The sequence below is a fragment of the Treponema primitia genome (assembly GCF_046533075.1).
Classification (GTDB): domain Bacteria; phylum Spirochaetota; class Spirochaetia; order Treponematales; family Breznakiellaceae; genus Termitinema; species Termitinema primitia_B.
The window spans coordinates 17,824-31,429 of record NZ_JAJQRB010000051.1; the positions used below are offsets into that span (position 1 = coordinate 17,824).

At 51.0% G+C, this 13,606-nt stretch carries 26 protein-coding genes; 2 read left to right on the plus strand and 24 right to left on the minus strand.

The genetic code is table 11. The annotated features are described in order from the left end of the window. Positions 1-21: 21 nt before the first annotated feature. The 23 genes from rpmD to rpsL all read right to left on the minus strand — a co-directional run bounded on the left by rpmD (position 22) and on the right by rpsL (position 11,326). The gene (rpmD, locus tag LQZ19_RS10680; protein ID WP_411047658.1) at positions 22-213 is read right to left on the minus strand and encodes a 50S ribosomal protein L30; all 192 of its coding nucleotides are present in this window, start codon (positions 211-213) and stop codon (positions 22-24) included. A gap of 3 nt (positions 214-216) precedes the next feature. Beyond that, a complete protein-coding gene (gene rpsE / locus LQZ19_RS10685) occupies positions 217-744 on the minus strand; it encodes a 30S ribosomal protein S5 (protein ID WP_010259337.1) in 528 nt (175 codons plus the stop codon). An 8-nt stretch (positions 745-752) separates the two neighbouring features. Next, positions 753-1,115 (minus strand): 50S ribosomal protein L18, encoded by a 363-nt coding sequence (rplR, locus tag LQZ19_RS10690; protein WP_411047659.1) that lies wholly within the window; start codon positions 1,113-1,115, stop codon positions 753-755. 22 nt (positions 1,116-1,137) lie between these two features. Then, positions 1,138-1,677 (minus strand): 50S ribosomal protein L6, encoded by a 540-nt coding sequence (rplF, locus tag LQZ19_RS10695; RefSeq protein WP_411047660.1) that lies wholly within the window; start codon positions 1,675-1,677, stop codon positions 1,138-1,140. Between the two features lie 10 nt (positions 1,678-1,687). Continuing rightward, the gene (rpsH, locus tag LQZ19_RS10700; protein ID WP_411047661.1) at positions 1,688-2,086 is read right to left on the minus strand and encodes a 30S ribosomal protein S8; all 399 of its coding nucleotides are present in this window, start codon (positions 2,084-2,086) and stop codon (positions 1,688-1,690) included. 14 nt (positions 2,087-2,100) lie between these two features. Further along, positions 2,101-2,286: a type Z 30S ribosomal protein S14 gene (locus LQZ19_RS10705; RefSeq protein ID WP_010259349.1), complete on the minus strand. Its 186-nt coding sequence runs from the start codon at positions 2,284-2,286 to the stop codon at positions 2,101-2,103. 7 nt (positions 2,287-2,293) lie between these two features. Beyond that, complete coding sequence (gene rplE / locus LQZ19_RS10710; protein WP_411047662.1) at positions 2,294-2,845, minus strand: 50S ribosomal protein L5; 552 nt, start codon at positions 2,843-2,845, stop codon at positions 2,294-2,296. Continuing rightward, positions 2,845-3,192 (minus strand): 50S ribosomal protein L24, encoded by a 348-nt coding sequence (gene rplX, locus LQZ19_RS10715; RefSeq protein ID WP_411047663.1) that lies wholly within the window; start codon positions 3,190-3,192, stop codon positions 2,845-2,847. Before rplX ends, rplE begins: the two co-directional genes overlap by 1 nt. A 9-nt stretch (positions 3,193-3,201) precedes the next feature. Then, on the minus strand, positions 3,202-3,570 hold the full coding sequence (rplN, locus tag LQZ19_RS10720; protein WP_010259355.1) for a 50S ribosomal protein L14: 369 nt from the start codon (positions 3,568-3,570) through the stop codon (positions 3,202-3,204). Positions 3,571-3,583: 13 nt separating this feature from the next. Then, positions 3,584-3,874 (minus strand): 30S ribosomal protein S17, encoded by a 291-nt coding sequence (gene rpsQ / locus LQZ19_RS10725; RefSeq protein ID WP_411047674.1) that lies wholly within the window; start codon positions 3,872-3,874, stop codon positions 3,584-3,586. Positions 3,875-3,884: 10 nt separating this feature from the next. Next, the gene (gene rpmC, locus LQZ19_RS10730) at positions 3,885-4,115 is read right to left on the minus strand and encodes a 50S ribosomal protein L29 (protein WP_411047664.1); all 231 of its coding nucleotides are present in this window, start codon (positions 4,113-4,115) and stop codon (positions 3,885-3,887) included. Between the two features lie 16 nt (positions 4,116-4,131). Next, entirely contained in the window at positions 4,132-4,557 is a 426-nt protein-coding gene (gene rplP, locus LQZ19_RS10735) for a 50S ribosomal protein L16 (RefSeq protein ID WP_010259362.1), read from the minus strand. Between the two features lie 2 nt (positions 4,558-4,559). After that, the gene (gene rpsC, locus LQZ19_RS10740) at positions 4,560-5,267 is read right to left on the minus strand and encodes a 30S ribosomal protein S3 (protein WP_010259365.1); all 708 of its coding nucleotides are present in this window, start codon (positions 5,265-5,267) and stop codon (positions 4,560-4,562) included. Then, positions 5,268-5,639, minus strand: a complete 372-nt coding sequence (gene rplV / locus LQZ19_RS10745) for a 50S ribosomal protein L22 (RefSeq protein WP_411047665.1) — start codon at positions 5,637-5,639, stop codon at positions 5,268-5,270. 7 nt (positions 5,640-5,646) lie between these two features. Then, positions 5,647-5,928, minus strand: coding sequence for a 30S ribosomal protein S19 (rpsS, locus tag LQZ19_RS10750; protein WP_010259370.1), 282 nt, complete (start codon positions 5,926-5,928; stop codon positions 5,647-5,649). Positions 5,929-5,937: 9 nt separating this feature from the next. Beyond that, a complete protein-coding gene (gene rplB, locus LQZ19_RS10755; protein ID WP_411047666.1) occupies positions 5,938-6,768 on the minus strand; it encodes a 50S ribosomal protein L2 in 831 nt (276 codons plus the stop codon). A gap of 22 nt (positions 6,769-6,790) precedes the next feature. Then, complete coding sequence (locus LQZ19_RS10760) at positions 6,791-7,078, minus strand: 50S ribosomal protein L23 (RefSeq protein ID WP_411047667.1); 288 nt, start codon at positions 7,076-7,078, stop codon at positions 6,791-6,793. Beyond that, positions 7,075-7,725: a 50S ribosomal protein L4 gene (rplD, locus tag LQZ19_RS10765; protein ID WP_411047668.1), complete on the minus strand. Its 651-nt coding sequence runs from the start codon at positions 7,723-7,725 to the stop codon at positions 7,075-7,077. Before rplD ends, LQZ19_RS10760 begins: the two co-directional genes overlap by 4 nt. Positions 7,726-7,736: 11 nt before the next feature. After that, positions 7,737-8,357, minus strand: coding sequence for a 50S ribosomal protein L3 (gene rplC / locus LQZ19_RS10770; protein WP_411047669.1), 621 nt, complete (start codon positions 8,355-8,357; stop codon positions 7,737-7,739). 51 nt (positions 8,358-8,408) lie between these two features. Then, the gene (gene rpsJ / locus LQZ19_RS10775) at positions 8,409-8,717 is read right to left on the minus strand and encodes a 30S ribosomal protein S10 (RefSeq protein WP_010259381.1); all 309 of its coding nucleotides are present in this window, start codon (positions 8,715-8,717) and stop codon (positions 8,409-8,411) included. A 77-nt stretch (positions 8,718-8,794) separates the two neighbouring features. Further along, positions 8,795-9,985 carry an elongation factor Tu gene (gene tuf / locus LQZ19_RS10780; protein WP_010259384.1) on the minus strand — a complete coding sequence of 397 codons (1,191 nt, stop codon included), beginning with the start codon at positions 9,983-9,985 and terminating at the stop codon, positions 8,795-8,797. Between the two features lie 485 nt (positions 9,986-10,470). Further along, positions 10,471-10,941: a 30S ribosomal protein S7 gene (gene rpsG, locus LQZ19_RS10785; RefSeq protein WP_411047670.1), complete on the minus strand. Its 471-nt coding sequence runs from the start codon at positions 10,939-10,941 to the stop codon at positions 10,471-10,473. A gap of 10 nt (positions 10,942-10,951) precedes the next feature. After that, positions 10,952-11,326: a 30S ribosomal protein S12 gene (rpsL, locus tag LQZ19_RS10790; protein ID WP_010259388.1), complete on the minus strand. Its 375-nt coding sequence runs from the start codon at positions 11,324-11,326 to the stop codon at positions 10,952-10,954. A 310-nt stretch (positions 11,327-11,636) separates the two neighbouring features. Between rpsL and LQZ19_RS10795 the strand changes: the two genes are divergently transcribed. Further along, positions 11,637-11,819 (plus strand): hypothetical protein, encoded by a 183-nt coding sequence (locus tag LQZ19_RS10795; RefSeq protein ID WP_411047671.1) that lies wholly within the window; start codon positions 11,637-11,639, stop codon positions 11,817-11,819. A gap of 220 nt (positions 11,820-12,039) precedes the next feature. Further along, the gene (locus tag LQZ19_RS10800) at positions 12,040-12,450 is read left to right on the plus strand and encodes a bacteriohemerythrin (protein ID WP_411047672.1); all 411 of its coding nucleotides are present in this window, start codon (positions 12,040-12,042) and stop codon (positions 12,448-12,450) included. A 4-nt stretch (positions 12,451-12,454) separates the two neighbouring features. Here the strand turns inward: LQZ19_RS10800 and LQZ19_RS10805 are convergent, their stop codons facing one another. Further along, positions 12,455-13,267, minus strand: coding sequence for a biotin--[acetyl-CoA-carboxylase] ligase (locus tag LQZ19_RS10805; protein WP_411047673.1), 813 nt, complete (start codon positions 13,265-13,267; stop codon positions 12,455-12,457). Positions 13,268-13,606 lie beyond the last annotated feature (339 nt).

The following is a 13,606-nucleotide window of genomic DNA, read 5'->3' on the forward strand; positions in this document are numbered from 1 at the left end:
AAACTACGAATTCCAAACGTCTTAGGCGCTTGGAACCTCTTCCACCGTGACCAAATGGGAAACGACTTTCACCATTCCCAAAATCACGGGATTTGCTTCCTGCTCGGAAACGGATCCTACCTTCCGCAACCCCAGAGACCGGACCGTAGCCCGCTGCTTGGGAAGGGAGCCAATGACGCTGCGCGTCAGGCGGATTCTAATCTTTTTTGCCATACCTTAACCCCACAGCTCATTCAGGGACTTACCCCGGTTCTTGGACACCGCTTTGGCGTCCATCATACGGCTAATACAGTTAAAAGTAGCCTTGACCACATTATACTGGCTGGAAGCGCCGATAGACTTGCTGAGCACATCCGTAACCCCGCCGGCTTCCATAATAGCCCGTACCGGACCACCGGCAATAATACCGGTTCCGGAACAGGCGGGTTTTAAGAGGACCCGGGAAGCCTTGAACAAACCCTGGATCTCATGGGGGATGGTTCCGTTCTTAATGGGCAGCTTGACCATGTTCCGCTTAGCCTTATCAATGCTCTTGCGGATAGCTTCAGACACATCGTTGGCCTTACCAAAACCGTAACCCACGTTGCCTTTCCTGTCACCGACCACCGAAAGGGCGGAAAAGGAAAAACGACGTCCGCCCTTCACAACCTTGGCGGTACGGTTCAGCTTTACCAGCTTTTCGATAAATTCCTTGTCCGCAGGATCCCGGTCCCGATTCCGATCCCTGTCCCGTGAATGTTCCATTCCGCCCCCTAAAATTCTATCCCGGCTTTCCGGGCGCCATCGGCCATGGCTTTTACCAAACCATGATACAGATAACCATTTCTATCAAAAACAACAGCCTTGATATTTTTCTCAAGAAGCCGTTTTCCCATTACTTCTCCCAACTGCGCAGCGCCTTCCACATTGGCCTTAATACTTCGCAGTTCCTTTTCCAGCGTGGAAGCAGAAACCAGGGTATGTCCCTTAACGTCATCAATAATCTGGATGGACAGGGACCTATTGCTCCGGCTTACACTCATCCGCGGCCGATCGGCGGTGCCGGCGACGCGCTTGCGGATATGAACCTTCCGCTTAATCCGTTTTCTGTCTTTCTCGACCATTTTTCGCAGCATTTTCACTTTCCTCTTAGGATTCTCATTTCACGCCGGACTTACCGACTTTCCTTCTGATCTGTTCATCCTCATACCGGATACCCTTACCCTTATAGGGTTCAGGGAGCCGGAGCTTCCGAATCTGGGAGGCAAACTCGCCTACCCGCTGTTTATCGATACCGCTTATCGTAAGTTTACCGTTCGGTTCCGATACCACCGCAAGCCCCTCGGGTATGCCCACCAGAACTTCGTTGGAGTAACCAAGGTTCATGGTCAGCAAATTTCCATGAACTTCTGCACGGTACCCAACCCCGGTAATGATCAGGGAACGGGTAAAGCCCGTAGACACTCCGATGACCATGTTGTTCAGCAAATTGCGGTACAGGCCATGAAAAGACTTGGTCTGCTTTTCTTCGTTAGTTCTCTCCACCTGAATGGCACTACCTTTTGTTTCAAAGGTGATCACCGGGTGGTACTTCTGGGTTAATTTTCCCTTAGGGCCTTCCACGATGATTTGCTCATCCTGGAAACTGATCTTTACCCCCGCAGGAACCGTAACCGGTATTCTTCCAATACGCGACATATTTTTCCTCTTACCAAACGGTACAGATGATTTCTCCGCCGACTTTCTTTTCGGCGGCCTTCTTGCCGGTGGTTACCCCCATGGATGTTGAGACAATGAGGGTGCCGTAACCGTTATATACCCGGGGCATGCCCTTATAACCGGTATACACCCGGCGGCCTGGTTTAGAGACCTTCTCAATACCATGAATAACCGGACTGGTTAGATCATCATACTTAAGGAACACCCGGATAGTGTTAGCACCCTCCTGGTTAACCTTCTTAAAATTCTTGATATACCCTTCTGTTTTTAAAATCTTGACAATCTCAAGTTTTAGCTTTGAGGTAGGGATATCAACCTTTTCATGCTTTGCCATTCCGGCATTCCGGATTTTGGTCAGCATATCCGCAACGGGATCAGAAACGCTCATCCTTTTCTCCTACCTTACCAACTGGATTTGGTGACGCCGGGGATGAGCCCTTCGCTTGCTAACTTGCGGAAGCAAAGGCGGCACATTTCGTATTTCCGCAGATAGCCCCTGGCTCTTCCGCAGATACGGCATCTATTAACTTTTCTCGTCTTATACTTAGGCGTCCGCAACGCCTTTATAATCATCGCTTTTCTTGCCATGTATACCTCACTTCCTAAAGGGCATGCCGAACTTGGCGAGGAAGGCCTTTGCCTCCGCGTCAGTCTTCGCCGTGGTGACGATGGCGATGTTCAGTCCCGATACCCTTTCTATTTTATCAAAATCGATCTCCGGAAAAATAATCTGCTCGGTGATACCGAGGGAATAATTTCCATGACCGTCAAAGGCATTCTGATTCACACCTCGGAAGTCCTTAACCCGGGGGAGAGCTACATTCACCAACCGGTCCAAAAACTCGTACATCATGGCTCCCCGCAGGGTTACCTTGGCGCCGATTTCCTGGCCTTCCCGGATCTTGAAGTTAGCAATACTCTTGCGAGCCTTGGTCTTCACCGCTTTCTGGCCGGTGATGAGGGTAAGATCGTCGATGGCCGCATCCAGGAACTTCTTATTCTGAAGAGCCACGCCTACTCCCATGCTGACAATAATCTTGTCAAGCTTCGGTGTTTGCATGGGCGATTTATAGCCAAACTCTTTGAAAAGTTCCGGGGCAATCTGATCCTTATAAATCTTCTTAAGCCGCGGTTCGTAGTTCTTCATTATAACGCCTCTCCGCACTTTCTGCAGACCCGGGTTTTTGTATCCCCGTTGATCTTATACCCTATCCGGGTAGGTCCGCATTTTTTACAGACGATCTGCACATTACTGCTGTGGATCGCCGCTTCTATTTCCACAATCCCCCCCCGATCCTGCTGGTTCCGCCGCTTCTGGGCCTTCTTAACAATGTTGGCCCCTTCCACGACGATCCGATCCTTAGCCCGGAGGATCTTAAGGATCCGTCCGCTCTTGCCCTTATCTTTACCGGCAATGATCTGGACCGTATCATCCTTCTTCAACTTGAATTTATGCGAAGGGAACTTCGTTGCATGTTTCACTGCTTCAGCCATACCTAACTCCTAAAGTACCTCGGGAGCGAGGGACACAATCTTCATGTAGTCCTTCTCCCGCAGTTCTCGTGCCACGGGCCCGAAAATACGTTTGCCCTTGGGATTCAGATTCGCATCAATAATGACACAAGCATTATCATCGAATCGAATATAGGTACCATCGGGCCGACGGTACTCTTTGTGTGTACGTACCACCACCGCCTTTTCGACGGAACCCTTCTTTATAGTAGATGTCGGCAGGGCATCCTTTACCGCAACTACTATTGTATCGCCGATACTTGCGTATTTCCGTTTGGAACCGCCAAGTACCTTAATACACTGCACAACCTTGGCGCCTGAATTGTCGGCCACATTCAGGTAAGACTCCACCTGGATCATTTCTCATACTCCCTTAGCGCGCCCGTTCCAGAACCGCCGCAAGTTTCCAGCATTTTTCCTTGCTGACAGGACGACATTCAACAACCCGCACCCGGTCTCCGATTTTAGCATCATTGGTTTCATCATGAGCCTTAACTTTCTTAGTCCGGGTAATATACTTTTTGTACAGCGGATGCAGGGTCTTGGTAACCACCGCAACAACGATGGTCTTATCCATCTTGTCGCTCTTAACGACCCCCACAAACTCTTTTTTCCCACTTTCGGCCTTAGGCTCCGCCGATGCCGTAAGTTCCTGATCTGACATCATCTACTCCTTAGGCCTTTGCCGCCACAGCTTCTTTCAGCGCAGCCTTTGCCTGCCCAATCTCCTGCACCCGAATCATAGTGTTAAGCCGGGCGATTTGACGCCGCATGGTGCGCTTCTGAAGCGGATTTTCCACATGGCCAATAACCACCTGGAACCGGAGTTCCATATACTTTCTATTAAGCTCATCCCGCTTAGCCTTAAGCTCGGCGAAACTTAAATTCTTAAAAGAATTTTTCATACCCTGTTCCTACTTCCTACGCGCCAAGCTCAAGATCCGAGCGGGCAACAAACTTAGTTTTAATCGGAAGCTTCGCTCCCGCCAGGTTCATGGCTTCCTCCGCCAGACTCCTTTCGATGCCCCCAAGCTCGAACATAACCGTCCCGGGTTTTACCACCGCGACCCAATATTCCGGAGCGCCTTTTCCCTTACCCATGCGGGTTTCCGCAGGTTTCTTGGAATAGGGCTTATCCGGATAAATCCGGATCCACAGTTTTCCGCCCCGCTTTACGTGCCGGTTCATGGCGATACGGGCAGCTTCAATCTGCCGGTTGGTGATCCACATACGATCCATGGCAACCAGGGCAAATTCCCCAAAAGCCACGGTGTTCCCCCGGGTAGCGTTCCCAGGCATATTGCCGCGCTGCACCTTTCGGTGTTTAACACGCTTAGGACTTAACATAACTAACTCCTCGCAGGGGCGCGGTCGCGCTGCCGCTTCCGGACAAGGACACCCGCGTCTTCTTTCTGTTCCTTGCCGTATTTCATACCGTTATATACCCAAACCTTCACGCCAATGGCGCCGAAAGTGGTGTGGGCTTCCGCAAAACCGTAGTCGATATCCGCCCGCAGCGTGTGCAGAGGGATACGCCCTTCCTTAGATTCCTCCGTACGGGACATTTCCGCGCCGCCGAGACGACCGGAAAGCCGTACCTTTACGCCCTGAGCATTGCCCTTCTTGATAGCATTGCTGATGGCCTGCTTCATGGTCCGGCGGAAACTGCCCCGGGCTAAAAGCTGACGGGCAATATTCTGGGCCACAATCTGGGCATTGTTATCTGCGTTCCGGACTTCCTTGATCTTTATCTGGATCTTCTTGTTAACGTGTTTCTGGAGCTCCGCACCGATCTTTTCGATATTGGCGCCCTTGATGCCGATAATAACCCCCGGCCGGGCGGTGTGTATCACGATAGTGATACGTTGGGGGTGCCGTATGATTTCCAGTTCCGCAATATCCGAACCCTTGGTTTCGTTCATATTGACAATAAACTTGCGGAGCCGGAGGTCTTCATGCAGGGTGTCGGCGTACTCCTTCGGATCTACATACCACCGGGAAGACCACGTTCTATTGATGCCAATCCGCAATCCAATAGGATTAACTTTCTGTCCCATTTATTCCCCCGCCTTATTTGTCTCGTCAATCACCACCGTTATGTGGCACATCCTCTTCAGAAGCATATCCGCCCGGCCCCTTGCACGGAACCAAATCCGCTTCATCCGGGGGCCTTCGTTAATCAACACTTCCTTAATGTAGAGCATATCCTCGTCAAGCTGCTTGTTGGCGCTCAAAGCGTTCGACGCTGCGGACTTCACCGTCTTGCGGAGCAGCCGGGCGCCCTTGTGGGGTATATTCTCCAACACCGACATGGCCTCGGGGTATGGTTTGCGGCGAATCAGATCCGCCACGGGCCGCACCTTAAAGGGAGATGCGAGAAGGAATCTTGATATGGCCCGGTAACCGGACTTTACTTGCTTTGTTTCCATATATCATCTACCCCTTGGAGGCTTTCTTATCCGAACCCGCATGACCCCGGAAAATCCGGGTGGGGGAGAATTCACCCAACTTATGACCAACCAGGTTTTCCGTGATATACACGGGAACCCAGGTCTTGCCGTTATACACCGAAATAGTCCCCCCGACCATTTCAGGGATGATGGTAGAACAACGGGAATAAGTTTTAATCATTCTCCGGTCCCCGGCTTTACTCATGTCCAGTACTTTCTTATAAAGGCTCTTCTCTATAAAGGGCCCCTTCTTAATGGATCTTGACACCCGTTTCTCCTATTTCTTTTTACCACGGCTTACGATAAACCGGGATGAAGGCTTATGTTTATTCCGGGTCTTAAATCCCTTGGTGGGTTGTCCCCAGGGGCTGACCGGATGAATACCCTTGTTCTTTCCTTCACCGCCTCCGTGGGGGTGATCCACCGGGTTCATGGCCATACCACGAACCGTAGGGCGCACACCCAGCCAGCGTTTGCGGCCCGCTTTACCGAGCTGCACGTTCATGTGATCCTCGTTGCCCACGGTACCAACGGTGGCATAGCACTTCTTGAAGACCATGCGCATCTCACCGGAAGGCAGCTTGAGGGTAACATAATCCCCTTCCTTGGCGGCAATAAGCGCGCTGGAACCGGCGGAACGGGCCATCTGGCCGCCCCGGCCCAGGGTAAGTTCAATGTTGTGTACCGTAAAGCCCAGGGGAATGTTCTCCAGGGGCAGAGCATTACCTGCTTCGATGGGCGCTTCGGGGCCGCTCAGGATTGCTGCGCCGATCACCAAGCCCTTGGGGGCAAGGATGTAACGCTTTTCGCCGTCAATATAGTTAATCAGAGCAATATTGGCGCTCCGGTTGGGATCATATTCAAGGGTGACAACCTTTCCGGGTATGCCAATCTTATCCCGCTTAAAGTCAATGGTCCGGTAAAGCCGCTTGTGACCGCCGCCCTTATGCCAGACGCTGATACGTCCGTGAGAGTCACGGCCCGCTTTTTCCGGACGGCCCGTGGTAAGGGATTTTTCCGGTGCGGTGTGTTTGGTAAGATCCGAATAATCCAGGCTCTGCCATTGGCGCATTCCCGGTGTTATCGGCCTATACGTTTTAATTCCCATATATTTCCCCTACGTCCTTATCCTATACGCCCTCGAAGAGGCTAATCTTCTCGTCTTTTGGGAGACGGATGATCGCCTTCTTCCAGTTGGAGGTATACCCCGCCCGGTTCCGCTGCCGCTTGGGCTTACCGCTAACCACCATAACCGAACAGGAAATGGGATGAACATTAAAAAGCCGACGAACCGCTTCTTTTATCTGAATCTTCGTGGCCGAAGGATCGACCCTAAACACATACTTACCCTCTTCCCTAAGGTTGTTGGCCTTTTCGGAAAGCACCGGCTCAATAAGCACTTTTTCGTAGATGATCATTCAGCGGCCTCCCCTGCTTTTTCTTCGGCGTTATAAAAAGCACTCAGGTTTTTAGCGGCAGTTTCCAGGAGAATAACCCGGCGGCCGTAGAAAATATCATGAGCACGCAGACGGTTATAGGAAAGGAAACTGAGCCAAGGGATGTTAGCCCCGGCCTTCCTGATCTTGGCATCGTCATCCTTAAGGATGATCACAGTCCGCTGGCTATCGCCGAAATTCTTCAGCAGGCTTGCCAGTTCCTTAGTTTTTCCGGATTCGATGGAGAAATCCTCCACCACCTTCAGGGTATCACTCTGGGCCTTCAGGCTTAAAATAGTCTTCAGCGCAAGGCGCTTGGCCTTCTTCGGAATGGTATAAGAAAAATCTCGGGGCCTGGGGCCGAAAACAATACCGCCGCCAACCATGATGGGAGATTTTTTATCACCCCGCCGGGCACGGCCGGTGCCTTTCTGCTTATAGGGCTTGGCATTGGAGCCGTGAACTTCGCCCCGGTCCTTGGTACTGGCGGTACCCAGCCGTTTATTGGCAAGCTCATTATTAATGGCATACCAGATAAGATCTTCGTTCACCGGAAGGCCGAATACGGCGTCATCCAGGTCTATGCTGCGAAGTTCCTTACCATCTGTGGAATACACTGTCCGATTCATTGTTTCCCCGCCTACTTCTTCACCGCGGCTCTGACCACCACGAGTCCCTTGTTAATTCCGGGGACCGCGCCGCGAACCATGATAAGCTTATTTTCCGTATCAACCTTGATGAGCCGCAGACTAAGAACCGTTTTCTGCTCCCGTCCCATACGGCCGGGGAGTTTCATGTTCTTAAAGGTACGACCGGGATAGGTTGACTGCCCGGTTGAACCAGGTTCCCGGTGGAACTTGGAACCGTGGGAAGCACGGCCTCCGCTAAAGCCCCATCGCTTTATAACGCCCTGCATACCCTTGCCCTTGGAAACTCCGGTAACATCCACATACCGGACCCCTTCAAACACTTCTATACCAAGCTCATCACCATCGGCTACTTCTTTTTCAAAGTCCCGAAATTCTCTGATGCGCTTTTTCGGTTTGATGTTTTCCGAAAACTGCCCGGCATAGGGTTTGCTCACCCTACTCTGCTTCATATCATCAACCCCAAGGAGCACGGCGGAATAGCCGTCCTTATCCTCGGTTTTCCGGGCAACGACAGTATTAGGATCAATCCTCAGCACCGTTACCGGAACAAGGTTACCCTCTTCGTCAAAAACCTGAGTCATGCCCACTTTCTTGGCCATCAGCCCCAACATAGTAAACTCCAAAGCGGTTTTCAACCGCATCGCCCGGACTTGAATCTGTCCTTACTGCTTTATCTCAACATCCACACCCGCGGGAAGTTCCAACTTCATCAAGGAATCCATCACCTCTGCGGAGGGGTTAATAATATCAATCAAACGCTTATGGGTACGCATTTCAAACTGCTCCCGCGCTTTTTTATTCACGTGGGGAGAACGAAGCACCGTCACCTTGTTAATCCGGGTCGGAAGGGGTATAGGTCCGGTGACCTTGGCGCCCGCCTTCTGAACCGTCTGAACGATGGATTTCGCGCTCTGATCGATCAACTCCACATCGAAACCGCGTAATCGAACGCGAATTCGTTCCTTAGCCATTATTCCTCCGATGACTCGTAGTTTAATTTCCGGCTAAGCCGAAAATTAAACTACGCTATCAATCATTTCAATCGGTGTTATTCGATGATTTCCGTAACCTGCCCGGAAGCAACGGTTTTACCGCCCTCCCGGATAGCAAAACGCAACCCCTTTTCCATAGCGATGGGATGGATCAGGTCACCGATAATCTCGGCATTATCCCCGGGCATTACCATTTCTTTCCCCTCGGGAAGATTAACCGTACCGGTAATATCGGTGGTCCTGAAATAGAACTGGGGCCGATAACCGGAAAGGAAAGGCCGGTGCCGTCCGCCTTCATCCTTCGAAAGACAGTAAATCTGTCCCTTGAACTTGCTGTGGGGAGTAATACTGCCGGGTTTGGCCAGAACCTGTCCGCGCTCAACTTCCTTCTTTTCAACACCCCGGAGCAATGCACCGACGTTATCGCCGGCCTGGGCATCGTCCAGGAGCTTATTGAACATTTCAATGCCGGTAACAACGGTCTTCTTGGTGGGCCGGATACCGACGATTTCAATTTCTTCGTTCAACTTGAGCAAACCCCGTTCCACCTTGCCGGTTACTACCGTACCACGGCCGGGAATGGTAAACACGTCTTCGATGGGCATCAGGAAGGGCTTTGCATCTTCCCGGACCGGGTCGGGGAAGTAGGTATCCATAGCTTCCAGGAGTTCATCCACGCACTTTGTGGCCTCCGGATTATCCGGTTCAGTCATGGCCTTGAAGGCAGAACCTTTGATGATGGGAATCTTGTCCCCAGGGAACCCGTTGGCGGTAAGAACTTCCTTAACCTCTTCTTCAACCAGTTCGATCAGCTCGGGATCGTCCACGAGGTCAACCTTATTGAGGAATACGATCATATTAGGCACACCGACCTGGCGGGCCAGGATGATGTGTTCCCGGGTCTGGGGCATAACCGAGTCCGGGGCGGACACGACCAGGATAGCTCCGTCCATCTGGGCGGCGCCGGTGATCATGTTCTTGATATAGTCGGCATGTCCGGGGCAGTCGATGTGGGCATAGTGCCTCTTTTCGGACTGATACTCCAGGTGCCGGGTATTGATGGTAATACCCCGGGCTTTTTCTTCCGGGGCATTGTCGATTTCGTCGTACTTCATGACCTTATCACCGTATTTCTTACCACAATGCATGGTAATAGCGGCGGAAAGGGTGGTTTTGCCATGGTCAACGTGACCAATGGTCCCGACATTCATGTGAATTTTTGTTCGATTGAACTTATCCTTCGCCATAACGTGTCCTCCTTACGCTTTTGGGCACATAATTTAATTCATTCACTAAACACTCAAAAGAGTGCAAGACTAACCGGTAAACAGAGATTGTTGTTTATTAAAAGGAAAGAAGGGATGACAAGAGAACGGCGCTAAATCAACCGTCACTGTCCACCTTTCTCATCTTTAACAACCTTATCCATTGGGCCGCCGAAAGAACCGTATCTTTCAACATCCCACCACGATGATCGGTTTGGACTTTCAAGATTCCCGCGCCGTTTCACCAAACCATTTGCCACAGGCGGGCAACGGATACTTTATATTATAAAATCTTTCTGCTGCCTCCCTGATAGCCGCACAACGCGGTAATCATAATCCGGCAACTAAAACGCCGGACTTTTATTTCAAACAACCATTTCAGGGCGAACCCCGAATCTTCCTAACATATCCCGGAGAATCCAATGCAATTGGATTCTCTTCAAGAAAAAACCCGAAGGACTTTTTCTCTACCACCTATAGTGGGCAAAGGCCTTATTCGCCTCCGCCATCTTGTGGGTATCTTCCTTCTTCTTAAAGGCAGTACCGGTATTATTATACGCATCCAGCAGTTCCGCCGCAAGCCGGTCATCCATGCCATGACCGGAACGAGCCCGAGCAGCGTTGATGAGCCAGCGCATCCCCAGGGCTTCCCGCCGGGATTCCCGGATTTCCACCGGAACCTGATAGGTAGCGCCGCCAACCCGCCGGGATTTAACTTCGATATTAGGCTTGACGTTCTCTATGGCCTTGAGAAAAACCTCCAGGGGCTCCTTATCAGCTTTAGCCTGAAGGGTCGCCAACGCACCATGAACTATCCGCAGGGATATCGAACGCTTTCCCTGCCACATCATACGGTTCACAAACTTGGAAACCACTACGCTATTATACTTAGGATCCGGTAAAATACCCCGATCCTGGGTCTTCTTTTTACGTCCCATGACTGCCCCCTTATGCCTTAGGCCGCTTAGCGCCGTACTTTGAACGGCTGCGCTTGCGGTCTTCCACACCGAGGGTATCCTTGGCGCCCCGGATAATATGATAACGGACACCGGGAAGGTCCTTAACACGGCCCCCACGGACCAAAACCACCGAGTGTTCCTGGAGGTTGTGGCCAATACCAGGGATATAAGCGGTCACTTCCGTACCGTGGGAAAGGCGCACACGGGCAACCTTCCGCAGGGCGGAATTCGGCTTTTTAGGGGTAACCGTCATTACACGGGTACAAACCCCACGTTTTTGAGGACAGGATTGGAGAGCAGGAGACTTCGTCTTGGAGGTAACTTGCTGCCGTCCAAAGCGAACCAGCTGGTTAATTGTTGGCATGTACTAAAAACTCCCTTAAATTCAAAAGGCCTTCGATTAGGTAAGCCACTCTATCAAAAGCATAAAAAATAGTCAAGCGGTTTTTGGTAATTTTTTACTAACCGCGATAAAAGCCCTATGAGACAAAAGGCTTATAAGAATATACCAGAAAGTAGGAAGGAAGTGCAAGGGGTTTGGAGAGAAATTGGGGGGGAATTCGTGAAATTTGAACCAGTCGGGGAAAATAAGACCGCCCCGCACCGAGTGTGCTTGTACCGGGACATAATTGATCGTATAGTTGCCTTAGAAATAAAGTATGAAGGTAAATGCCATGAAAACAAAGCTAGATCGCTCAAGCCTGGGGCCCAGGGTGATCGAAAACAACGTTTTTAAGCCCAAAACCGAATTCGGCAAGAAACTACGGCTCTTACGAAGCCGGGCTATCGCCGAAGGGATGATTTTAAAATCCTGTGATGAAATTCTGGCCGAAATTGAGGTTGAAAGGCAATCATAGGGATGGCCAAAATCCGAACCTATCTTGATGCAAATGTCATTCTGAATGCCCTACAGGGCGATGAAGCCGTCTTATTCCTGTACCCGTTTATTTAAGAGCGCGGAAAATATTATAATCTTCCATATATATAACCTACGATCAGATGGAACCGCCACGGGACAACAGTAGGGTCTTGCTTTTTGGTATGAATAGACTTATTTTTCAAGGGGGGATATCAGCTATGAAATATGTATGGGACGGTAGTCTTGCCACGGGTCACGCAATGATAGACGAGCAACACCAACAACTCTTTGCAGCTATCAACGGGCTGCTGACAACTTGCGAAGAGGGAAAGGGTAAGGAAGAGCTGAAGAAGAGTCTGGATTTTTTAAATAGCTATACTATTAAGCATTTTTTTGAGGAGGAAACGCTCCAAAAAAAATACAAATATCCGGATTATCCAAACCATCAAAAATACCATGAAGGATTTAAAGAGACGGTACGAAATCTGTCCCACCAGTTAATTTTGTCAGGCGTCACGGAAGCGCTTGTCCGGGAAGTGCAGCTTCATGTCGGCGACTGGCTGGTGACCCATATCCAGGTACAGGATAAGAAGATGGCCGCCTACGTCAAGGAACAGGAAGCAAAATAACAGCTCAGTATACTTCCAGTTCCCCGGTAATAAAGGATTCCGGTTCAGCCCCGTCTTGGCCCTTGAGGAGCAGCTCTCCCCCGGGGCCTATGCCCCAGAGCCGGCCCTCCACTACCCGGCCTGAATCGGCGGCGCCGGGGAGGAACCGGACCTGTTGGTCTTTCATGTAGAGCCGCTCCCCAAGCCGTTCCTGCCAATCGCCGTTTTGCCGGGACGGCTCTTCCAGTTCGGCGTGGAGACGGTTCAGGAAGACTTCCAGCAGGCGGAAGCGGCTGTCCGGTTCAAGGGGCCGGCCCAATGCCAGGGCAATACTGGCCGCCTTGTTCCGGATATCCTCGGGAAATTCCCTTTGGCCTACATTCACCCCAATACCGATATACACGGTTTTGCCGTCCCCTTCGGTGAGTATCCCCGCGGCCTTGCCCAAAGGGGGGATCATCACATCGTTGGGCCACTTTACCCGGAGGCTGCCCTTGAGGGCGGGGGCAAAATCTTCAATGGCCAGCGACAGGGCCAGCCCGGTCCTGAGGGTGAGGGCCGGGGGAATAGACGCTATTCCGGAATAGCGCAAAAGTATGGTAAAGAGGAGATTTTGTCCCTTTTGGGCTTTCCAGGGACGGTTCGCGATGCGGCCCCGGCCCGCTTCCTGGACATCGGCCACCACCACCGTGCCATGGGGTTCGTTTTGGGCGGCAAGTGTCCGGGCGTCCAGCATGGTACTGGCCGTGGTTTCCAGGTTAAAAACCGGGGCGGAAAATGGATTATTCAGGGATATTTTCTTCGTTAAATACAATTTTTTATAAAATCCTTCTTTCATTCGTAAATAAAAATTAGCTTTTTTTCACAATACTATACCGGGTAACGCCGGATTTGTATAAGGTAATTACTATTTTATAGAGTATTTTATAAAATAGCGAGGGATAACCACGGACAAAGAGGAGAAGAAGAGAAACCACAGAGATCGCAGAGGAGACACAGAGGCCACAGAGGAAGAAAAGAGGAGGAAGTACAAGAAATCGCAGCACCCCCTGGAAGAAACCCTGGAATTGCCCCGGTTGGGAGGACAGTAGGTTAAGCCACTTTTACACATACTGTCTCAGCCGGTGTTGAATAGTCAAGGGCCGAATGTATCCGTTTCCGGTTATAGTAGGTCTCA

Bases quoted from the DNA above. Each gene is read 5' to 3' on its own strand.
- rpmD (WP_411047658.1), bottom strand. From the start codon at position 213: ATGGCAAAAAAGATTAGAATCCGCCTGACGCGCAGCGTCATTGGCTCC.
- rpsE (WP_010259337.1), bottom strand. From the start codon at position 744: ATGGAACATTCACGGGACAGGGATCGGAATCGGGACCGGGATCCTGCG.
- rplR (WP_411047659.1), bottom strand. From the start codon at position 1,115: ATGCTGCGAAAAATGGTCGAGAAAGACAGAAAACGGATTAAGCGGAAG.
- rplF (WP_411047660.1), bottom strand. From the start codon at position 1,677: ATGTCGCGTATTGGAAGAATACCGGTTACGGTTCCTGCGGGGGTAAAG.
- rpsH (WP_411047661.1), bottom strand. From the start codon at position 2,086: ATGAGCGTTTCTGATCCCGTTGCGGATATGCTGACCAAAATCCGGAAT.
- LQZ19_RS10705 (WP_010259349.1), bottom strand. From the start codon at position 2,286: ATGGCAAGAAAAGCGATGATTATAAAGGCGTTGCGGACGCCTAAGTAT.
- rplE (WP_411047662.1), bottom strand. From the start codon at position 2,845: ATGAAGAACTACGAACCGCGGCTTAAGAAGATTTATAAGGATCAGATT.
- rplX (WP_411047663.1), bottom strand. From the start codon at position 3,192: ATGGCTGAAGCAGTGAAACATGCAACGAAGTTCCCTTCGCATAAATTC.
- rplN (WP_010259355.1), bottom strand. From the start codon at position 3,570: ATGATCCAGGTGGAGTCTTACCTGAATGTGGCCGACAATTCAGGCGCC.
- rpsQ (WP_411047674.1), bottom strand. From the start codon at position 3,874: ATGTCAGATCAGGAACTTACGGCATCGGCGGAGCCTAAGGCCGAAAGT.
- rpmC (WP_411047664.1), bottom strand. From the start codon at position 4,115: ATGAAAAATTCTTTTAAGAATTTAAGTTTCGCCGAGCTTAAGGCTAAG.
- rplP (WP_010259362.1), bottom strand. From the start codon at position 4,557: ATGTTAAGTCCTAAGCGTGTTAAACACCGAAAGGTGCAGCGCGGCAAT.
- rpsC (WP_010259365.1), bottom strand. From the start codon at position 5,267: ATGGGACAGAAAGTTAATCCTATTGGATTGCGGATTGGCATCAATAGA.
- rplV (WP_411047665.1), bottom strand. From the start codon at position 5,639: ATGGAAACAAAGCAAGTAAAGTCCGGTTACCGGGCCATATCAAGATTC.
- rplB (WP_411047666.1), bottom strand. From the start codon at position 6,768: ATGGGAATTAAAACGTATAGGCCGATAACACCGGGAATGCGCCAATGG.
- LQZ19_RS10760 (WP_411047667.1), bottom strand. From the start codon at position 7,078: ATGATCATCTACGAAAAAGTGCTTATTGAGCCGGTGCTTTCCGAAAAG.
- rplD (WP_411047668.1), bottom strand. From the start codon at position 7,725: ATGAATCGGACAGTGTATTCCACAGATGGTAAGGAACTTCGCAGCATA.
- rplC (WP_411047669.1), bottom strand. From the start codon at position 8,357: ATGTTGGGGCTGATGGCCAAGAAAGTGGGCATGACTCAGGTTTTTGAC.
- rpsJ (WP_010259381.1), bottom strand. From the start codon at position 8,717: ATGGCTAAGGAACGAATTCGCGTTCGATTACGCGGTTTCGATGTGGAG.
- tuf (WP_010259384.1), bottom strand. From the start codon at position 9,985: ATGGCGAAGGATAAGTTCAATCGAACAAAAATTCACATGAATGTCGGG.
- rpsG (WP_411047670.1), bottom strand. From the start codon at position 10,941: ATGGGACGTAAAAAGAAGACCCAGGATCGGGGTATTTTACCGGATCCT.
- rpsL (WP_010259388.1), bottom strand. From the start codon at position 11,326: ATGCCAACAATTAACCAGCTGGTTCGCTTTGGACGGCAGCAAGTTACC.
- LQZ19_RS10795 (WP_411047671.1), top strand. From the start codon at position 11,637: ATGAAAACAAAGCTAGATCGCTCAAGCCTGGGGCCCAGGGTGATCGAA.
- LQZ19_RS10800 (WP_411047672.1), top strand. From the start codon at position 12,040: ATGAAATATGTATGGGACGGTAGTCTTGCCACGGGTCACGCAATGATA.
- LQZ19_RS10805 (WP_411047673.1), bottom strand. From the start codon at position 13,267: ATGAAAGAAGGATTTTATAAAAAATTGTATTTAACGAAGAAAATATCC.